The organism is Microbacterium sp. WCS2018Hpa-9 (genome assembly GCF_031843745.1).
GTDB lineage: Bacteria > Actinomycetota > Actinomycetes > Actinomycetales > Microbacteriaceae > Microbacterium.
In genome coordinates this window covers 17,840-35,331 of the sequence record NZ_JAVTIY010000009.1, presented here as the reverse complement: position 1 = coordinate 35,331, position 17,492 = coordinate 17,840, and the positions used below count along the sequence as shown (strand labels likewise).

The window sequence follows — 17,492 nt, the reverse complement described above, 5'->3', positions numbered from 1 at the left end:
CTCGCCGTAGGCTGGCGACATGAGTACCGACCGAGCGACATCCTTCGGCGCCGAAGCCGCGAACTACGAGGCCGGAAGACCCGACTATCCTTTCGAGGCGGTCGCGTGGATGCTCGAGCGCATGCCGCACGGAACCCGCCGGATCGCTGACGTCGGCGCCGGAACGGGCAAGCTCACCAGAGTGCTGGCCCAGGCTCCGGATGCCGAGGTCGTCGCTGTCGACCCTGATCCTGAGATGCTTGCCGCCCTGCGCCGCAGCGTTCCCGGCATCCCGACCTTCCAGGGTTCTGCCGAACGGATGCCGCTGCCAGACGCGAGCGCCGATGCCGTCGTTCTTGGCCAGGCATGGCACTGGGTCGAGCCGGTCGCCGCGTCCGCGGAGATCGGCCGGGTCGTCCGCGCCGGGGGAGTGCTGGGGCTGATCTGGAACATCCGCGATGAGCGCACGGACTGGGTGCGCCGCTTGACCGACATCATGCACAGCAGCCCGGCGGAGAACCTGGTGAACGGTCCTGGCACCGAGGGGCCGCGCATCGAAGCGCCGTTCGGCCAGGTCGAGACGGAGCGCTGGGAGTGGACCCGGTCGATGACCAGGACGCAATTGCACCAGATGGCGCTTTCGCGCAGCTACCTGATCTCCGCGCCCGCAGAAGAGCGCGAGGAGATCCTCCGGCAGATGGACCGGCTCTTCGATGAACTCGGGGTCGCCGACGGCATGATCGAGCTGCCCTACGTCACGCACGCGTTCCGCGCCGTGCGGGACTGAGGGGCCGCCAGCGGCATCCCGCAGGATGGTCGCGCCCACGACCGGTAGACTCCTACCCCGTGGCTCTCACTATCGGAATCGTCGGCCTGCCCAATGTCGGCAAGTCCACCCTCTTCAACGCTCTGACCAAGAACGACGTGCTCGCAGCGAACTATCCGTTCGCGACGATCGAGCCGAACGTCGGGGTGGTGAACCTTCCCGATCCGCGTCTCGACAAGCTCGCTGAGATCTTCGGCAGCGAGCGCATCCTGCCGGCTGCGGTGTCGTTCGTCGACATCGCCGGCATCGTGCGCGGCGCGAGCGAGGGCGAGGGGCTGGGCAACAAGTTCCTCGCGAACATCCGCGAGGCCGATGCGATCGCCCAGGTCGTGCGTGGTTTCGCAGATGACGATGTCGTGCACGTCGACGGCGCCGTCAACCCGGCATCCGACATGGAGACCATCAACGCCGAGCTCATGCTCGCCGACCTCGAGACCGTCGACAAGGCGATCACGCGGTACGAGAAGGAGGTGCGCGGCAAGAAGATCGAGCCCGTCGTCCTCGAGACCGCCAACGCGGCCAAGGATGCTCTCGAGCGCGGTGTGCTGTTGTCTGTCGCCGGCATCGATCTGACCCCGATCCGTGAACTCGGGCTTCTCACGGCCAAGCCGGTCATCTTCGTCTTCAACGTCGACGAGGGCGTGCTCACCAGCGATGCCCGCAAGGCCGAGCTCGCCGCTCTGGTCGCTCCTGCGAAGGCGATCTTCCTCGACGCCAAGATCGAGTCCGAGCTGATCGACCTCGACCCCGAGGATGCTGCAGAGCTGCTCGCGTCGACCGGCCAGGACGAGTCCGGTCTCGACCAGCTCGCCCGCATCGGCTTCGACACCCTCGGTCTGCAGACCTACCTCACGGCCGGACCCAAAGAGGCGCGCGCGTGGACGATCCCCAAGGGATCCAAGGCGCCGCAGGCCGCCGGAGTCATCCACACCGACTTCGAGAAGGGCTTCATCAAGGCCGAGATCGTGTCGTTCGACGACCTCGTCGAAACCGGCTCCGTCGTCGAAGCCCGCTCGAAGGGCAAGGCCCGCCTCGAGGGCAAGGACTACGTCATGCAGGACGGCGACGTGGTGGAGTTCCGCTTCAACAACTGAGCGGGGTCCTGCCCGAGTGCTGAGATCGGGTGCGGCTCGTACGAAGCCGCGGGTCGCGAATCAGGTCTCGTCGCTACGTCGAGCACGCACGGTCCAGCCGACCTGAACCAATGCCTCCGCAAGGCGGTCGGCGGCAGCGCGCGCGACTTCGAAGCTTGCGTCAGAGCAGACGTCGACGGCGATCGGCGGCGGATCGGCAAAGCGTGGTATCTGCACCTCTGCCCAGGCGTTGGACGAAAGCGGTACCCGAGGGGACGCGGTGCGTGCGTCTCCGATGGCACTGTCCGCCGCGAAAGCGATGACGTCCAGCGCATGGAGCTTGGTGATCGGCATGTCCACGACGATGGTCACGACGAAAGCCGCGTTTGCGGTATCCCGGAACTCTGGCCTCACCGCATGAAGATATCACTCGGCGCGAACAGCCGGTCTAGCCCCGACCGTCGACGTCCTGACGCAAGACCTCGGGCCACGCTTCGACATCCGCCGGGGTGCGCGCGACCGTCAGAGTCGCGTTCGGGAGCAGTACAGCGAGGGATTCGGCGGTCGACAGCGGGTGGCCCGGATCATCCACCCACGCCAGGATCGTCGTCGGCACATCGATTCGCGCCACGGCCTCAGGGGCGGGGAGGTCGCTGATACCCGCGCCGCGGAGCAACGACGGCAGGAGAGCATCGGCGACGTCGGGCCACGTCTCCGGAGCACCGACGGTGGCCGGGGGTGGTGTCGATCCACGCGTGGCGGCGTGGAACGCTTCCACACCGTCGGATTCGATGAGCGCTGCGGCCGTTCGGTAGATCGCGGCTTGACCGGGCCTGGTCTCCCACGCAGTGGGCGGCACCATGAGTGTGAGCCCGGTGAAGCGGTCGGGCTCGAGCGACGCAGCGTGCAAGAGGGTCGCGGCGCCCATGGAGGGACCGACTCCGTGGATGCGTTCGCCCGGGAACCAGTGATCGAGCAACCGCAGAAGATCCTCGGCGAGGTTCTGCCAGCGATAGTCCTCGGGAACCTTCCGCCCGGTCGACCGGCCATGACCGCGTGCGTCGTATCGCAGCAGTCGAGTTCCGCTGAGCCCTCGACCGAGGTCGAGATTGAGCACTCGATCGCGGGCCCGGCTCGATGTGAGGCCGTGCAGCTGGACGACCGGGTGTCCGCCTTCATCGCTCAGGGCGACTGCCAGCTCGGCTCCGGCTACCTCGAAAGTGGGCATCGGGCTCCTCGATCGGTGACTCACCGCGTCGGGTCGGGCAGTCGTGGATTTTTCAGGTTATCTGGGGGCGATAAGGTACTGCCCATGCGACTGACCAACGTCACGCACCTCCGCCTCCCGTTCGGACGGCTCTGGGGTTACGACGTCAGCGCGTCTGCGCTCGGACGACGCCTCCCCGTGTCGTTCGATCAGCGGATCCACGTCGGGGCTGGCGATCGACCAGGCTCCTGGATGGCGCTGTCCTTCCGGCTGCCCGCACCGACTCGCCGTGAGTCGATCGCCGATGCCTGGCTGTCTGTCGTCGCTCGCCACGGCACGCTGCGATCGGCATTCGCGCCCGGTGCTGACGGCGATCCGGTGCTTCACGAGGTCGAGATCGGCCCCGGAAGCTGGGTCGAGCATCAGGTCGCCCCCGGTCAGGCTGTCAACGATGCGTTGCGGGACGTTCTCGATGCGGCGTGTTCGTCGTACCAACATCCTTCGCACCGGCTGTGCGTATTGGAGACTGCCGCGGGGCTCACGGTCGTGATCGCGGCGGACCACGCGCACGTCGACATGTGGTCGATGCTGGTGATCGCGCGCGACCTGCTGTCTGCGCTCGAAGTGGGGAGGGCGGGCGCGAAGCCGACGCCGGGGGCGGCGCCGGCGTTCGTCGAACACACGCAAGCATTGCTCGATCGGGATGCTGCCCCAGACCACGTGCGTCGGCGATGGAAAGACATCATCGAGGACAGCGGCGGTGTGATGCCGCAGTTCCCGTTGCCACTGGGCGCGCCAGAGCCGCAACGTGAGCGCGTGGAAGTGCGCGACGTGTTCGACGTAGACGACGCCGCGGCATTTGCTGCGCAGGCCCGTGACGACGGCGTCTCGACCCTCGCACGCGCAGTGGTCGCGATGACGGCGGTGACCCGCGAGTTGGCCGGTACCCCGCTTCGAGCCGTGTTTCCCGTGCACAGCCGCTTCGAGGACACTTGGCATGATTCGGTCGGCTGGTTCATCACCAACTCCGTCCTCGAGTCGGACGTCGCCGAGCCGCGCGCGGCGGCGGCCGCGGTGAAAGAGGCGGTGCAACTCGGTGCATGGCCGCTCGCCGACGTACTCGCTCCGTGGGGTGGCATGCCCGTAGCGCCCGGGATGTTCGCGATCTCGTGGCTGGACCTGCGCAGGCTGCCTGTGCGAATCGACTCCGTCGCGCTCGACGCCCAATATGTCAGCGCGGCGACCGACACCGACGGCGTCATGCTGTGGTTCATCCTCGATGAGTCGGGCCTGCACCTGCGATGCCGTTATCCCGACACCGCTGAGGCTCGCGCCAACGTCGGCGGATGGCTCGACCTGCTGGTCGCCAGACTGCAGGCGGACGCGCGGTCCTCTGTCCGTGGGCGACTGCAGGTCGCCGACCGGACCTTCCGACTCGAGCGTGCGAGCCGTGATGACATCGAGGCCATCGCCGCGCTGCTGCTCGATGATCAGTTCGGCTCGGACCGTGAGAGCGTCGAGCTCGAGCGATATGAGGCGGCCTTCAGCGCGGTCGCTCGCGACAGTTCCCACTATCTGGGGGTTGTCCGCGACGCTGCCGACCAGATGGTCGCCACGATGCAACTGACCGTCATCCCCGGCCTCTCGCGCGGTGGTTCGACCCGATTGCAGATCGAGGGACTGCGGGTTGCGCCGGGGGAGCGGTCGCGGGGCTTGGGCACGGCGATGCTCGAGTGGGCACACGAATTCGGTCGCGCGCGGGGCGCGCGACTGGCGCAGGTGACCACAGACGAAGCACGGGATCGGACTCGCGCCTTCTATACCCGACTCGGATATCAGACTGCCCACGTCGGGCTGAAACGGCACATCTAGCGGCGTACGCTAGCCGTGTTGCCGACCGAAGGACTTCGCCGTGTCTGATCACAATGTGCACATACCCGCCCCGGACGAGCCGTCGGTCCCGGAACTCGAACTCGACGAGACCGTCGCGCCGCGACCGGAGGAGGAGATCGCCGATGTGCTGCGGACGGAACCCGACCTCGAAGACCGCAGCGATCATTCCGAGTGAGAAGGCGTCTGAGGCTGGGGTGAGGCCGTGGCGCGTGCCTGGCACGCGTGGTCGCGCAAGGCCACGCGCACGGTCTTGATCTCGCCTCGGACCCGGTGACGGCGGCTGCCGTCGCCGTCTGCGAAGCTCGGACACTCGCTACGCGACGAGTGGGTGCGGGTAGGTGGCGTCTCGGCCCTGGAAGCTCAGGATGCTGGGGTTCTGGATCACTCCCTGGCGGATCTCGATCGCGCGTGTGAGCGTCGAGTTCTCAGCCCATGCCTCGGGACCGGAGAGCACGGTGCGGAGGAAGGGCAGCAGAGCCTCGCTGATGTCCCACGTGGCGGAATTCCACAGGTATGACGGGCTGTGATCGACCGCGTAATAGTTCACGCCCTGTCCGACCGTGAACATCGGCTCGTCGAACGACGTCGGGATGGCCCATTCGAAGCCCATGCCCTCGTCGCAGGAGACGTCGATGATCAGGCTGCCCGATGCGAATCGGTCGAGGTCCTCGGTCCGCAGATACGTCAACGGCGCTGCGACGTCCTGCAGGGTGCAGTTGACGACGATGTCGTACGTCGCCAGGAAATCGGGGAGGAGCACGGGGCCGTCCTCCGTCTCGACTGTGCTGAGGTGCGTGGGCCCGTCGTCGGTGTTGAGCTGGGTGAGATGAGAGTTGTGGATGGGAGAGCCCACCGCCGCTGCCCCGCGCTGCGTGAGGACTTCGATGTCGTGGACTCCGTGCGCGTTCAGTGCGGTCACTGCGCCTCGTGCCGTTGCGCCGAAACCGATGACGACGGCGCGAAGTCGCGGCCCGTAGTCGCCGGTCGAACCGACGAGGCTCAGAGCATGGATGACCGAGCAGTAACCGGCCAGCTCGTTGTTCTTGTGGAAGACGTGCAGACTCATGTCGCCCTGTGAGGTCCAGTGGTTCATGGCCTCGAACGCGATCAGTGTGAGGCGGCTGTCGATCGCGGTCTGCGTGAGTGCCGCATCCTGCACGCAGTGCGGCCAGCCCCAGAGGATCCGCCCGTCGGCGATCTCGGCGACGTCCGCGAGCTGCGGTTTGGGCAGCAGCAGGACGTCGGCGGAGGCGAGCACCTCTGCGCGCTCGGCGACTCGTCCCACGCGGGCTTCGACGTAGCCGGGCTCGAGCTGGAAGTCGGTGCCGTAGCCGCGCTCGACGATCATGCGAGCACGAATGTCCGCGTCGATGCGATCGAGGTGACGGGGATGAATGGGGAGGCGTCGCTCGTTCTCCATCGAGGAGTTCGCCAGCACACCGAGGGTCAGAAGCCCCTCCGTCGCGGTCGAAGTCGAGGGTGAGGTGCGAACTGCGGACGAGCGTGTCGTGTCGGACAACGGGTTCCCATCTTTGGGGAACCAGGGTCAGCTCCTGCCCTGACTCTATGCCCCCGGGCGAGCGGGGCGTCGCGTGGGGCCGATCTTCGCATCCTGCTCGGGCTACGCTTGATGTCGATCCCTGACAGCCGAACGAGGAGCCGCGCGCGCATGACCGATACCCAGATCTTCGAGCCAGAGGGCCGCGCCATCCCCTTCGTGGACGAGGGAGACGGCCCTGTGAAGCTGGTTCTGATCCAGGAGCAGGGGCTCGCTGCAGACGTCCTGGGCGTCGCCGCGCACTACCTCGCCGAGGAGGCAGGCTTCCACGTGCTGCGGATCGGACACCGGTCGGAGTCCGAGGCGACACTCGACGAGCGCGTCGAGGACGTCATCGCCGTGATCGATCACGTCGGCATCGAAGACACCTGGGTCGGCGGTCACGGCTTCGGCGGGACGATCGCACGGGCACTGGTGGCAGCGCACAGCGACCGGGCCAACGGCCTGCTGCTGCTCGGTGTCGAGGACGTCGACATCGCGGTCGCACCGGCGATCCCCGTGCTCATCGTGCAGGGAACCGAAGACGTCGAAACCCCCGCGGCCAACGCCGAAGCGCTGCAGGCGACGATCCCCGACCGGTCGAGCATCAAGACGATCGCGGGCGACCACCTGTTCCCGATGCATCACCCGATCGAGACCGGCGTGATCATCGAGGAATACCTGGACTGGGACTGACCCCGATGGCAGCACCTGGCCGCACGGTCGTGCTCGCGATCGATCTGCAGGCCGGCGTGACACCCGGTTGCTTCGACGAGCAGGGCGTGCTCTCCCGCGCCGCGGCCCTGGTCTACAGAGCTCGCGCAGTCGGAGTGCCCGTCGTCTGGGTGCATCACGACCCCGTCGGCGTGGGCACCCCTGAGTGGGAGCTGGCGGCTCCTCTGCACCGTGCAGAGGGCGAGCCACTAGTGCGCAAGGCCTATCGGGACTCGTTCGCCGACACGACTCTGCGCGCGACACTCGACGAGCTGGGGGCGACCCGACTGGTGATCACCGGCGCGCAGTCCGACTTCTGCGTGCGCACCACCATGCAGCGCGCGGCAGCCGAGGGGTACGACGTCACGCTCGTGAGCGATGCCCACACCACCGTCGACACCGAGTGGGACGGCGTGCCGATCTCGGGAGAGCAGATCGTCGCACACACCAACATGTACTTCTCAGGACTGCGCTACCCGAAGCAGGAGTTCGGGATCGCGACGCACGATCAGGTCGCTCTCTGAGGGCGATCGCGCCTGAGCCTGATCCCGTGGCTCAGAGGTCGCTGTAGTCGTTCGCAGGAGCGCTGATGCGCGTGACGACGTCGTCGGTCAGGGCGAACATCACATACTGGATGCCGGTCTCGCCCGGGCGGCTCAGGGAGGTCGTTCCCGGAGCCTCCTGATGGCCCACGCCGAGGTAGTCGGCGATACCGTCGCCGTTCTCGTCCCAGCCATCCCATCCGCCGGCATCGATGAGGTCGCTGCGCGAAGCACCGACGGAGAGTCCTTCCTCGGTCACAACGGGAGAGCCATCGACATCCGCCGCGCTCACAACCACGCGGGCACGGCCCGTGCCGCCCGTGTCGGTGACGACGGTGAGTCCATCCCACGCGTAGCTGACCAGGTTCATCTCGTACCCGGGAAGGTCTTCGACTTCGGTCGGATCCGGGAGCTCTCCGGTGGCCTCTTTCAACAGCTCTAGCACGGCCTGGGCGTCGTCGTAGGGTGCCGTCGCGGTGTCCTCGCCGTGGACATACTCGAGTCCGTCGATCAGGACGACGATGCGAGCGGGTGCCGATGGCGGGGTGGTGGCGCTCGGCGATGCGGTCATCGTCGGCCGGGGAGTCGATGCTCCAGGAGAAGCCTGGGGTGCGCAGGCGGCGAGCAGCACGGCGGTGACTCCCAGGGCGAAAAGGATCGGAGTGGGGTGGCGCATGCTCTCGAGCGTATATGTCGCGAATCGGGCAGAGATCACGCCGACCGCGGCGTTGCCGAAGTGTGATTCATCCCCGGGATGGTGCGGGTGAGCTGGCGCGGCGATCGATGACCCCATGCGGGCCTGAGATGATGGTCTGATGACCGCCACCCTCGTCGCCCAGAACCTGGCGGGCGGCTACGGCCACCGCATCCTCTTCGAGGGGCTCGATCTGACGGTCGCTCCCGGCGACGTGATCGGCGTGGTCGGTGCGAACGGAGCGGGCAAGTCGACGCTGCTCCGCCTTCTCGCCGGAGTGGATGCGCCGATGGGAGGGTCGATCTCGCTCGCACCGACCGACGCGTTCGTCGGCTGGCTGCCTCAGGAGCACGAGCGCGTCGAAGGCGAGACGGTCGCCGAATACATCGCGCGCCGCACCGGCTGCGCGAAGGCGACGAGCGAGATGGATGCGGCTGCGGCGGCACTCGGAGACCCGACTCTCGCGCCGGCGGGCACAGACCCGGCCGACACATACTCTCTGGCGCTCGACCGGTGGCTCGCAAGCGGCGCGGCCGATCTCGACGAACGCATTCCTGCGGTGCTCGCCGACCTCGGGCTCCCGAGCGGGAGCGGCGTTGCGAGCGATGCGCTCATGACCGGGCTGTCGGGCGGTCAGGCTGCTCGTGTCGGCCTCGCGGCACTGCTGCTGTCGCGCTTCGACGTGGTGTTCCTCGATGAGCCGACCAACGATCTCGACCTCGACGGTCTGGACCGACTCGAGTCTTTCGTCCGCGGACTCCGCGGCGGTGTCGTGCTCGTGAGCCATGACCGTGAGTTCCTGGCCCGCAGCGTGACTCGTGTGCTCGAGCTCGATCTCGCGCAGGGATCGAATCGTCTCTACGGCGGCGGGTACGACGCCTACATCGAAGAGCGTGCGGTCGTGCGTCGGCACCTGCGGGAGAAGTACGACGAGTTCGCCGACAAGAAAGCCGACCTCGTCTCCCGGGCCCGCACGCAGCGCGAGTGGTCGAGCCAGGGCGTGCGCAACGCGATGAAGAAGTCGCCGGACAACGACAAGATCAAGCGCAAGGCGTCGGCCGAGTCGAGCGAGAAGCAGGCGCAGAAGGTGCGTCAGATGGAGAGCCGGATCGCGCGCCTCGACGAGGTGGAAGAGCCTCGAAAGGAATGGCAGCTGGAATTCACGATCGGTTCGGCGCCTCGATCGAGCAGCGTGGTCTCGACGCTCAGCGGTGCCGTGTTCCAGCAGGGGACCTTCGTCATGGGGCCGCTGTCGCTGCAGATCGACGCCGGCGATCGCATCGGGATCACCGGCCCCAACGGAGCGGGCAAGTCGACCCTGCTCCGAGCTCTCCTCGGGCGGCAGGCACCGGTCGAAGGGACGGCGAGTCTCGGCAGCAGCGTGCAGATCGGCGAGATCGATCAGGCCCGCTCGCTGCTCATCGGCGACGCGGCGCTCGCAGACGCGTTCGAGGCTCTGGTTCCCGAGCTGTCATCGGCGGAGGTGCGCACCCTGCTGGCCAAGTTCGGCCTGCGAGCCGACCACGTCACTCGCCCCGTGGGCGCCCTGTCTCCGGGCGAGCGCACCCGGGCGGCGCTGGCGCTGCTGCAGGCTCGCGGAGTCAACCTGCTGGTGCTCGACGAACCCACCAACCATCTCGATCTGCCGGCGATCGAGCAGTTCGAGCAGGCGCTGGAGTCGTACGCGGGCACGCTGCTGCTGGTGACGCATGACCGGCGGATGCTGGAGGCCGTGCAGACGAACCGTCGCTGGAGCGTCGAGAACGGCCAGGTGAGCGAGCTCTGAGGCTCAGCGCCCCTGACGCTTCTTGTACGGCTTCGGCTGGCCCTTCACGACTGGCGCGCGCCCTTTGCCCTTCGACGCCTTCGCCTTGCCGCCGGCTGGGCCGGCCGTCTTCGGCGCAGGCGGGGGAGCAGCGGCCACAGTCGCCTGAGCTTCGACGAGGAACAGCTCGCCGACGTTCGTCAGCCGCGGTGTCCCTTCGCGGTTGATCAGAGTGTGCCCGACCTCGTCCTCGAGCTTGTCGAGAGAGGTGTAGAGCGATGCCAGGGGGATGCCCAGTTGCTTGGCGGCTCGGGGGAAGTGCAGCGTCTTGGCGAGGACGACGTAGCGACGGAGCAATGCCAGCTTCATGCGGGTGAACGATCCTTCTGAATCCGCGACGATCGCGGTTCCCCATCTAACCTACGCGAGGCGAGTGCACGGCCGCCCCACACGCACGGATGCCGCGGCTCGATGAGCCGCGGCATCCGGTGAATCTCTCGGTCAGGCGACCTGCGGAAGCACCGCGAAGGAGACGGAGCCCTCGTCGTCGACGCCGGCGTCGAGCACCTTGTCGTCGAGCGCGGCAGCAGCGGCCTCGTCGAGGAACAGACGGGTGCCAGAGACCTCGACCACTCGATCATCCGGCTCGGGGTCCGGCGTCACGAGGACCGCGAGGCGTGCGCCTCCGTCCGGTCCGGGGGCAGGCGTGGAGTGGATGCGAAGGCCTGCGTCGGTGGCGTCGGTCTGACGGCTGACGAGGGTGTTCACGATTGCGGTGGCGTTATCGGTGAGGGTGAGCACGAGACTCTCCTTCCGGTTGCTGTCACGACGCGGGTGCGGCGTGTCCGGGCCACGATTCCTCACACCTCGGCGCGATTCAACCCGACGCGCCCGGTTCAGAGGGGTCTCCCACCTGATGCAGAGGTTTTCTCAGGAACACCTGCTCGGTGCCGTCGCCCTGGGGCACCCGCTCCGCCTCCTCATAGCCGCAGGCCTTGTAGAGACGTATGTTGGCCTCGCTGAGACTGCCGGTGAAGAGCTCGGCCACGTCCGCCGTCGATGAGCGCTCGGCCGCGTCGAGCAGGGTGCGCCCGATGCCCTCGCCCTGTGCGTCGGGAGCTATCGCTATCCGGCCGATCAGCAGCACTCCGTCGGCCTCGACGAATCGGATCACCCCCACCAGCCGGCCGTTCTTCCGCGCCGTCAGCCCGTTGCTCGACCGCAGCTCGGCCTCGACCTCGGGCAGGGTCTGGGTCAGCGGAGGCATGTCGGCGCTGCCGTAGATCTGCGCTTCCGAGACGAACGCCGCTCGCTGAAGGGTGAGCACCTCACCCGCATCCGACTCTGAGACGGGCCCGATCACCACGTCTGATGCGTTCTCGTCGATGTCCGTCTGTGTTGTCTCTGAATTCGTCACTGCGCCACGATCTGATGAGACCGGGGGGACTGTCAACCCCCTCGATCCGGGCCGCGCGCGGAGCTAACCTCGCAGTTCCCAACCCCAGGAGGACTCCATGGCTGAGAAGACCGCGTCCAAGACCGCCAACGCATCAAAGCGCGGAGCGAAGACGACCAGACGACAGAACGCCGAGCAGGGATTCACGGCATCGGCGACGCTCGCCGCCAATCTGCAGCTGGTGCTCGTCGACCTGATCGAGCTCTCGCTGCAGGGCAAGCAGGCGCACTGGAACGTCGTCGGCCGCAACTTCCGGGACACGCACCGACAGCTCGACGAGATCATCGACGCCGCGCGCACGTTCAGCGACACGGTCGCAGAGCGCATGCGCGCGCTGCACGCAGTGCCCGACGGACGCACCGACACGATCGCAGAGTCGACGTCGCTTCCGGCGTTCCCGATGGGCGAGGTGTCGACGACCGACACGATCGATCTCGTGACCGCGCGTCTGGATGCCGTTGTGGCGACGATCCGCGACGTGCACGATGCGGTCGACGAAGAAGACCCCACATCCGCCGACATCCTGCATGCCGTGCTCGAGAGCCTCGAGCAGTTCGCCTGGATGGTCAGCGCCGAGAACCGCACCCCGGCCGGTCGCTGATCCGCAGACGGGGGAGCCTCGGTCAGGCCTCGTCGTTCACCCCGCCTCGGTCGGCCTCGCGCCGAACGAGGCGGGGGAGGACGAGCCAGAGCAGGAGCACGCCCAGCAACGACGACACGAGTGCGATGAGCCCCGCAGCTCGGTTGACGGTGAAGTCGATGATGAGGGTCGTGACGCCGATCGTGAGCGCGGCGATCGCCACGAGATCGATCTTCACGATTCGAGCGGCCACCCGCACGAGTTCGGGTTTGCGGCGCCGGCCGAACAGCGCCCGATGCATGCCCACCGGTGCCAATGCCAGAATCGTGGCCACCGCGGCGAGACCCACGAGCACCACGTAGACGTCTCGCTGGAACTCGTCCAGATCCTCGAATCGAGGAGTGAACGCCACGGCGAGCAGGAACCCCGTGAGGATCTGGGTGCCGGTCTGCATCACGCGCAGTTCTTGGAGCAGCTCCTCCCAGTTGCGGTCTGCTCGCTCGTTGCGCGTCTCATCGCGTCCGTCGCGGCGGTCGTCGAGCTCCGCGGAGTGCGCGGGTCGGTCATCGGGTTCCATGCCGCCAGTCTCGCGGGAGGCCTCGGATCCTGTCCAGCCACTTGCGCGTCGGCTCGATCACACCCGTGTGCAGGTCATCGTTGACGCTGCGGCGTGAGTCGAGGAGTCAGCTGTCCTGACTCGGCTGCTCCTCGCGCAGTCGGGGTGTCGTGCGGCGCTCCGGACGCAGGCCGGCCTTGTCGGCGTAGAACGCACGGATCCTGTCCATATCGGCGGCGACGTCACCCGTCAGCTCGAGGGTGGGGCCGAGACCGGTGGTCATCGTGGTGCGGTCGACGAATCCGAGTGTCACCGGCATCCCGGTCTCTCTCGCGATCCGGTAGAAGCCGGACTTCCAGTACTCGTTGCCTCCACGAGTGCCGTCGGGCGTGATCACGAGACCGAAGACGCTGCCGGAGTGCACCTGGTCGACGACGTCGTTGACGACTCGGGCGGGGTCGGCGCGGTCGACCGCGATGCCGCCGATGCTCCGCATGATCGGGCCCCGCCAGCCGCGGAACAGGCTGTTCTTGCCGAGCCAATGCACCTCGATGTCGAGCCGCCACGCGATCGCCAGCATGAGCACGAAGTCCCAGTTCGACGTGTGCGGCGCACCGATCAGGATGGTGGGTCGCGAAGGCGTCGCCTCGGCGGTGAGGGTCCAGCGGCTGACTGCCCAGAAGAGGCGGGCGAGGAGTCGTTTGAGCACTCGTCAACCGTAGGGCAGAACTCCCGTCGCGCCGCTGTCGTGCGGCAAGGGTTTTTCGCGCCATCCCGTCGACACAGGCGTACGATCGAATGATGGCCAAGACACAGGACTCCGCCGAGCAGAACGCACCGACCGTGCTTCAGCCGCTGACCGGAACTCCGAACCTGCTTGATGACGACGCCGCCGGGTACTGCAGCGGCGGCGTCTGCCACTTCCCTGCGCCGAAGACGCAGTAGCGATCAGACGCCGCCGCAGCGGTGATGGTCAGTGGCCGCCGTGCATAGCGTCGGCCAGATCGTCTGCAGGCTTGCGGACGAACGCGCTCAGCGCGACGGCGGCGAGCGAGATGATCGCGGCGATGAGGAACGCCATCCGGGCACCCGGTGCTCCGGCGGCCGCGGTGTCGAGTCCCTCGGCCTCTCCTGCGTGCAGGATGGCGGAGTAGGTGACGGTGAGCACGGCGACACCGGCTGCCCCGCCGACCTGCTGGAGCGTGTTCAGCACCGCAGAGCCGTGCGAGTACAGCGAACGCGGCAGCGATCCGAGCGATGCGGAGAACAGCGGCGTGAACGACATCGCGAGCCCGACCGACATCGCGGCCTGCACGATGATCAGCACCCACCACACGGTGTGCTCTCCGACGGTCGAGTAGTAGAACAGCGCTGCCGACACGAGGATCGTCCCGGGGATGAGCAGCGGGCGCGTTCCACGAGCGTCGTAGACGCGACCCATGATGGGGCCGAGCAGACCCATCAGCACAGAGCCGGGAAGCAGGATGAGACCTGCTTCGAGGGCGTTGAGTCCTGCGACGTTCTGCAGGTACTGCGGCAGCAGGGTCAGCGTGCCGAACATCGACAGCGCGAGGATCGCCATGATGATGACGGCGAAGGTGAAGTTGGCCGAGCGGAACACCCGCAGATCGAGCAGAGCGTCATCGATCCGCTGCAGCACCAGCTGACGCCACACGAACAGTGCGAGTGCGACTGCACCCACGACGAGCGCGATCACGCCGGTGGTCTCGCCGGACCCGCCCTCGCCGCCGAACTGGCTGAGGCCGAAGACGATTCCGCCGAAGCCGAGTGCCGCGAGCGGGATGGAGAGCACGTCGAGGGGAACCTTGCGGGTCTCGCCGAGGTTCGTCATCCACTTGACCCCGATGAAGAGGGAGATCAGGGCGATCGGCAGAATGATCGCGAACAGCGCGCGCCAGTGGAGCGTCTCGAGCACCGCGCCCGCGAGCGTCGGGCCGATGGCGGGAGCGAGCGAGATGACGAGGCCGACCCGGCCCATCATGCGACCTCGCGACTGCGGAGGCACGACGTTCATGATCGTCGTCATGAGCAGCGGCATCATGATTCCGGTGCCGGCAGCCTGGATGACGCGGCCGACCAGCAGGATCTCGAAACCGGGAGCCACAAGGGCGACGAGGGTGCCGAGCGAGAACGAGATCATCGCCGCGATGAAGACCTGGCGGGTCGTGAAGCGCTGCAGGATGAAGCCGGTCGTCGGGATCACGACGGCCATGGTCAGCATGAAGGCGCTCGTGAGCCACTGGCCGAGCTCGGGCGGGATGCCCAGATCGGTGTTCAGATGGGGGATCGCGATCCCCATCGTCGTCTCGTTGAGAATGGCGACGAAGGCGGCGACGAGAAGCAGCCAGATCACGCGCATATCGCTGCGGGCGATCTCGCCGCTCGCCGTGGCCGGGGGCGTGGTGATCGAACCGGTGTCGACGGCAGACATACGGCCTCCTGGGCACGAAAGAAAAAAGGGAAGTCGCGCGAGTGCGCTGGAACCACTCAGCGTAACCACAGCTTCGGACATTCCATTCCGGATCCGGGCGAATCCGCTCTCAGCGGACGATCAGGGACGGCGCTCGACCCCGGGGTCATCCCCGCTGGCTACGCTTGCGGGATGAGCATGGGTGGTGGGCGCGGCGGATTCCGCGGCATGGATGAGAGCGCTCAGCGTCGGCTCAACGCCGAGGCTCCGCGGATCAGCGGACTCGGAGCGAGGGTGATCACCCTGTTCCGGCCGTACCGGTGGCGCATCTTCTGGACCGGCGTGCTGGTCGTCATCGGAGCCGCGATCGCGGTGATACCGCCACTGATCGTGCAGCGCATCTTCGACGACGCGCTCTTCCCCGTCGACGGCGGGGGCCCGCAGCTGCAGCTCCTGATCTGGCTCGTCTCGGCGATGGTCGGGTTCTTCCTCGTGTCCGCCGTTCTCGGCGTCGCCCAGACCTGGCTCACCTCGACAGTCGGCAACAGCGTCACCGGTGATCTGCGCGTGCGCCTGTTCGAGCACCTCCAGGCGATGGAACTCGGATTCTTCACGAGGACGAAGACCGGCGTGATCCAGTCCCGCCTGCAGAACGACGTCGGCGGCGTCTCGGGCGTCCTGACGAACACCGTCACCAGCATCCTGGGCAATGTCGTCACGGTCATCGCGTCGCTCGTCGCGATGATCCTCATCGACTGGCGACTCACCCTGATCGCGGTCGTGCTGATGCCGTTCCTGATCATCGTGCAACGCCGCGTGGGCCAGGTGCGTGCGCGAATCGCGGGAGAGACTCAGGAGTCCCTCTCGGAGCTCACCTCGATCACGCAGGAGACGCTGAGCGTGTCGGGGATGCTGCTGTCGAAGGCGTTCAACCGCCAGCGCACGGAGTCCCAGCGATACCAGGCAGAGAACCGCAATCAAGTGGTCCTGCAGGTGCGGCGGGCGATGAGCGGCCAGGGCTTCTTCGCCGTCGTCCAGGTGCTGATGGCGAGCGTGCCTGCCGTCATCTACCTCGTCTCGGGGTACCTCATCGCGGGCGGAACCGGCGCGATCACCGCCGGCACGGTCGTGGCCTTCACGACCGTCCAGGCGCGGCTGCTGCAGCCGCTCATGGGTCTCATGCGGGTGTCGCTCGACCTGCAGACCTCGTCTGCGCTGTTCGCGCGCATCTTCGAGTACCTCGACCTCGTGCCCGAGATCCAGGATGCTCCGGATGCGATCACGGTCGCCGAATCGCCGGGGCCGCGCGGGCGGATCGAGTTCGCTGACGTCGTCTTCCGCTATCCGGATGCGGCGCCCGACGCTCGTCCCACGCTGCAGGGTGTGTCTTTCGTCGCCGAGCCGGGGCAGCATGTCGCATTCGTCGGCCCCTCGGGCGCAGGCAAGACGACGGTGCTGTACCTGGCTCCCAGGCTGTACGAAGCGCACGGTGGCGCCGTGCTCTTCGCGGGGGCTGACGTGAAGACCCTCACGCAGGAGTCGATCATCGATCAGGTCGGCATCGTGTCTCAGGAGACCTATCTGTTCCACGCCACGATCCGCGAGAACCTGCTCTACGCCCGTCCGGAGGCCACCGATGAGGAGATGATCGCGGCCTGCACCGCGGCGAACATCCACCACATCATCAGCGGGTTCGAACACGGCTACGACACGGTGGTCGGGGAGCGAGGCTACCGTCTGTCAGGCGGCGAGAAGCAGCGCATCGCGATCGCGCGCGTGCTGCTGAAGGATCCGCCCGTGCTCCTGCTCGACGAGGCCACCTCCGCCCTCGACACCGTGTCGGAGCGCGTCGTGCAGGAGGCGTTGGACGAGGCGGCGAAGGGGCGCACGACCCTCACGATCGCGCACCGTCTCTCGACGATCATGGGCGCAGACGTCATCCACGTCGTCGAGGCCGGTCTGATCGTGGAGTCGGGCACGCACGCCGAGCTCCTCGCTCTGGGAGGTCTCTACGCCGAGCTCGCCGCACAGCAGGTCGCCGCGTCGCGTGTGCTCGACACGGAGATGGTCATCGAGACGACGGTGTCGGGAGGTATGCGTGCCGCTCTTGCCGACCGCAGAGCCGACCGGGCGCCGGAGGACTCGGCTGGAGCGGATGCGGTCGACGCGCTCACCGCGCCGGTTCCGCTGCTCGACGTGCCTCGCGCGGACGAGCGGGTGTACCCGGCCGAGGGGTGAG

The 17,492-nt window shown here is 67.3% G+C and carries 20 protein-coding genes; 10 read left to right on the top strand and 10 right to left on the bottom strand.

From position 1 onward, the window contains the following. Nucleotides 1–19 precede the first annotated feature (19 nt). Both RQG82_RS17225 and ychF read left to right on the top strand, forming a co-directional pair. The gene (locus tag RQG82_RS17225; RefSeq protein WP_311260021.1) at nucleotides 20–766 is read left to right on the top strand and encodes a class I SAM-dependent methyltransferase; all 747 of its coding nucleotides are present in this window, start codon (nucleotides 20–22) and stop codon (nucleotides 764–766) included. A gap of 59 nt (nucleotides 767–825) precedes the next feature. Next, on the top strand, nucleotides 826–1,899 hold the full coding sequence (gene ychF / locus RQG82_RS17220) for a redox-regulated ATPase YchF (RefSeq protein WP_311260020.1): 1,074 nt from the start codon (nucleotides 826–828) through the stop codon (nucleotides 1,897–1,899). Between the two features lie 60 nt (nucleotides 1,900–1,959). On the opposite strand, the gene RQG82_RS17215 is transcribed toward ychF, so the two are convergent. Further along, nucleotides 1,960–2,250: a hypothetical protein gene (locus tag RQG82_RS17215; RefSeq protein ID WP_311260019.1), complete on the bottom strand. Its 291-nt coding sequence runs from the start codon at nucleotides 2,248–2,250 to the stop codon at nucleotides 1,960–1,962. A gap of 76 nt (nucleotides 2,251–2,326) precedes the next feature. Beyond that, nucleotides 2,327–3,106 (bottom strand): alpha/beta fold hydrolase, encoded by a 780-nt coding sequence (locus RQG82_RS17210; protein ID WP_311260018.1) that lies wholly within the window; start codon nucleotides 3,104–3,106, stop codon nucleotides 2,327–2,329. An 84-nt stretch (nucleotides 3,107–3,190) separates the two neighbouring features. On the opposite strand from RQG82_RS17210, the gene RQG82_RS17205 reads away from it, so the two are divergent. Beyond that, complete coding sequence (locus RQG82_RS17205; protein WP_311260017.1) at nucleotides 3,191–4,957, top strand: GNAT family N-acetyltransferase; 1,767 nt, start codon at nucleotides 3,191–3,193, stop codon at nucleotides 4,955–4,957. A gap of 40 nt (nucleotides 4,958–4,997) precedes the next feature. After that, nucleotides 4,998–5,153, top strand: coding sequence for a hypothetical protein (locus RQG82_RS17200; RefSeq protein ID WP_153302151.1), 156 nt, complete (start codon nucleotides 4,998–5,000; stop codon nucleotides 5,151–5,153). A 138-nt stretch (nucleotides 5,154–5,291) separates the two neighbouring features. On the opposite strand, the gene RQG82_RS17195 is transcribed toward RQG82_RS17200, so the two are convergent. Further along, nucleotides 5,292–6,398 carry a N(5)-(carboxyethyl)ornithine synthase gene (locus tag RQG82_RS17195; RefSeq protein WP_311260116.1) on the bottom strand — a complete coding sequence of 369 codons (1,107 nt, stop codon included), beginning with the start codon at nucleotides 6,396–6,398 and terminating at the stop codon, nucleotides 5,292–5,294. A gap of 249 nt (nucleotides 6,399–6,647) precedes the next feature. Here RQG82_RS17195 and RQG82_RS17190 point away from each other — a divergent pair, with 249 nt between their 5' ends. Then, a complete protein-coding gene (locus RQG82_RS17190; protein WP_311260016.1) occupies nucleotides 6,648–7,211 on the top strand; it encodes an alpha/beta hydrolase in 564 nt (187 codons plus the stop codon). Between the two features lie 5 nt (nucleotides 7,212–7,216). Next, nucleotides 7,217–7,753, top strand: coding sequence for an isochorismatase family protein (locus tag RQG82_RS17185; protein WP_311260015.1), 537 nt, complete (start codon nucleotides 7,217–7,219; stop codon nucleotides 7,751–7,753). Between the two features lie 31 nt (nucleotides 7,754–7,784). Here RQG82_RS17185 and RQG82_RS17180 read toward each other — a convergent pair whose 3' ends face one another. Then, nucleotides 7,785–8,447: a hypothetical protein gene (locus RQG82_RS17180; RefSeq protein WP_311260014.1), complete on the bottom strand. Its 663-nt coding sequence runs from the start codon at nucleotides 8,445–8,447 to the stop codon at nucleotides 7,785–7,787. Nucleotides 8,448–8,586: 139 nt separating this feature from the next. Here RQG82_RS17180 and RQG82_RS17175 point away from each other — a divergent pair, with 139 nt between their 5' ends. Further along, nucleotides 8,587–10,251 carry an ABC-F family ATP-binding cassette domain-containing protein gene (locus tag RQG82_RS17175; RefSeq protein ID WP_311260013.1) on the top strand — a complete coding sequence of 555 codons (1,665 nt, stop codon included), beginning with the start codon at nucleotides 8,587–8,589 and terminating at the stop codon, nucleotides 10,249–10,251. A 3-nt stretch (nucleotides 10,252–10,254) separates the two neighbouring features. Here RQG82_RS17175 and RQG82_RS17170 read toward each other — a convergent pair whose 3' ends face one another. The 3 genes from RQG82_RS17170 to RQG82_RS17160 all read right to left on the bottom strand — a co-directional run bounded on the left by RQG82_RS17170 (nucleotide 10,255) and on the right by RQG82_RS17160 (nucleotide 11,647). Further along, nucleotides 10,255–10,599 carry a LysR family transcriptional regulator gene (locus RQG82_RS17170; protein ID WP_311260012.1) on the bottom strand — a complete coding sequence of 115 codons (345 nt, stop codon included), beginning with the start codon at nucleotides 10,597–10,599 and terminating at the stop codon, nucleotides 10,255–10,257. Nucleotides 10,600–10,731: 132 nt separating this feature from the next. Then, nucleotides 10,732–11,031 carry a Fe-S cluster assembly protein HesB gene (locus RQG82_RS17165; protein ID WP_311260011.1) on the bottom strand — a complete coding sequence of 100 codons (300 nt, stop codon included), beginning with the start codon at nucleotides 11,029–11,031 and terminating at the stop codon, nucleotides 10,732–10,734. A gap of 76 nt (nucleotides 11,032–11,107) precedes the next feature. Next, nucleotides 11,108–11,647: a GNAT family N-acetyltransferase gene (locus RQG82_RS17160; protein ID WP_311260010.1), complete on the bottom strand. Its 540-nt coding sequence runs from the start codon at nucleotides 11,645–11,647 to the stop codon at nucleotides 11,108–11,110. Nucleotides 11,648–11,744: 97 nt separating this feature from the next. On the opposite strand from RQG82_RS17160, the gene RQG82_RS17155 reads away from it, so the two are divergent. Further along, nucleotides 11,745–12,287, top strand: a complete 543-nt coding sequence (locus tag RQG82_RS17155) for a DNA starvation/stationary phase protection protein (RefSeq protein WP_311260009.1) — start codon at nucleotides 11,745–11,747, stop codon at nucleotides 12,285–12,287. Between the two features lie 22 nt (nucleotides 12,288–12,309). Here the strand turns inward: RQG82_RS17155 and RQG82_RS17150 are convergent, their stop codons facing one another. Then, nucleotides 12,310–12,843 carry a DUF6328 family protein gene (locus RQG82_RS17150; RefSeq protein WP_311260008.1) on the bottom strand — a complete coding sequence of 178 codons (534 nt, stop codon included), beginning with the start codon at nucleotides 12,841–12,843 and terminating at the stop codon, nucleotides 12,310–12,312. A gap of 106 nt (nucleotides 12,844–12,949) precedes the next feature. Next, nucleotides 12,950–13,531, bottom strand: coding sequence for a 1-acyl-sn-glycerol-3-phosphate acyltransferase (locus tag RQG82_RS17145; protein WP_311260007.1), 582 nt, complete (start codon nucleotides 13,529–13,531; stop codon nucleotides 12,950–12,952). 92 nt (nucleotides 13,532–13,623) lie between these two features. Between RQG82_RS17145 and RQG82_RS17140 the strand changes: the two genes are divergently transcribed. Next, nucleotides 13,624–13,767 (top strand): hypothetical protein, encoded by a 144-nt coding sequence (locus tag RQG82_RS17140; RefSeq protein WP_311260006.1) that lies wholly within the window; start codon nucleotides 13,624–13,626, stop codon nucleotides 13,765–13,767. Between the two features lie 28 nt (nucleotides 13,768–13,795). Here RQG82_RS17140 and RQG82_RS17135 read toward each other — a convergent pair whose 3' ends face one another. Continuing rightward, a complete protein-coding gene (locus tag RQG82_RS17135; protein WP_311260005.1) occupies nucleotides 13,796–15,274 on the bottom strand; it encodes a DHA2 family efflux MFS transporter permease subunit in 1,479 nt (492 codons plus the stop codon). Between the two features lie 171 nt (nucleotides 15,275–15,445). On the opposite strand from RQG82_RS17135, the gene RQG82_RS17130 reads away from it, so the two are divergent. Then, nucleotides 15,446–17,491, top strand: coding sequence for an ABC transporter ATP-binding protein (locus RQG82_RS17130; RefSeq protein ID WP_311260004.1), 2,046 nt, complete (start codon nucleotides 15,446–15,448; stop codon nucleotides 17,489–17,491). The last annotated feature ends 1 nt before the right edge of the window (nucleotide 17,492 follow it).

Excerpts from the sequence above, each read along its gene's own strand:
- RQG82_RS17175 (WP_311260013.1), top strand. The coding sequence starts at position 8,587 with ATGACCGCCACCCTCGTCGCCCAGAACCTGGCGGGCGGCTACGGCCAC.
- RQG82_RS17150 (WP_311260008.1), bottom strand. The coding sequence starts at position 12,843 with ATGGAACCCGATGACCGACCCGCGCACTCCGCGGAGCTCGACGACCGC.
- RQG82_RS17185 (WP_311260015.1), top strand. The coding sequence starts at position 7,217 with ATGGCAGCACCTGGCCGCACGGTCGTGCTCGCGATCGATCTGCAGGCC.
- RQG82_RS17180 (WP_311260014.1), bottom strand. The coding sequence starts at position 8,447 with ATGCGCCACCCCACTCCGATCCTTTTCGCCCTGGGAGTCACCGCCGTG.
- RQG82_RS17205 (WP_311260017.1), top strand. The coding sequence starts at position 3,191 with ATGCGACTGACCAACGTCACGCACCTCCGCCTCCCGTTCGGACGGCTC.
- RQG82_RS17130 (WP_311260004.1), top strand. The coding sequence starts at position 15,446 with ATGAGCATGGGTGGTGGGCGCGGCGGATTCCGCGGCATGGATGAGAGC.
- RQG82_RS17190 (WP_311260016.1), top strand. The coding sequence starts at position 6,648 with ATGACCGATACCCAGATCTTCGAGCCAGAGGGCCGCGCCATCCCCTTC.
- RQG82_RS17170 (WP_311260012.1), bottom strand. The coding sequence starts at position 10,599 with ATGAAGCTGGCATTGCTCCGTCGCTACGTCGTCCTCGCCAAGACGCTG.
- RQG82_RS17225 (WP_311260021.1), top strand. The coding sequence starts at position 20 with ATGAGTACCGACCGAGCGACATCCTTCGGCGCCGAAGCCGCGAACTAC.
- RQG82_RS17210 (WP_311260018.1), bottom strand. The coding sequence starts at position 3,106 with ATGCCCACTTTCGAGGTAGCCGGAGCCGAGCTGGCAGTCGCCCTGAGC.
- RQG82_RS17140 (WP_311260006.1), top strand. The coding sequence starts at position 13,624 with ATGGCCAAGACACAGGACTCCGCCGAGCAGAACGCACCGACCGTGCTT.
- RQG82_RS17135 (WP_311260005.1), bottom strand. The coding sequence starts at position 15,274 with ATGTCTGCCGTCGACACCGGTTCGATCACCACGCCCCCGGCCACGGCG.
- RQG82_RS17155 (WP_311260009.1), top strand. The coding sequence starts at position 11,745 with ATGGCTGAGAAGACCGCGTCCAAGACCGCCAACGCATCAAAGCGCGGA.
- RQG82_RS17195 (WP_311260116.1), bottom strand. The coding sequence starts at position 6,398 with ATGGAGAACGAGCGACGCCTCCCCATTCATCCCCGTCACCTCGATCGC.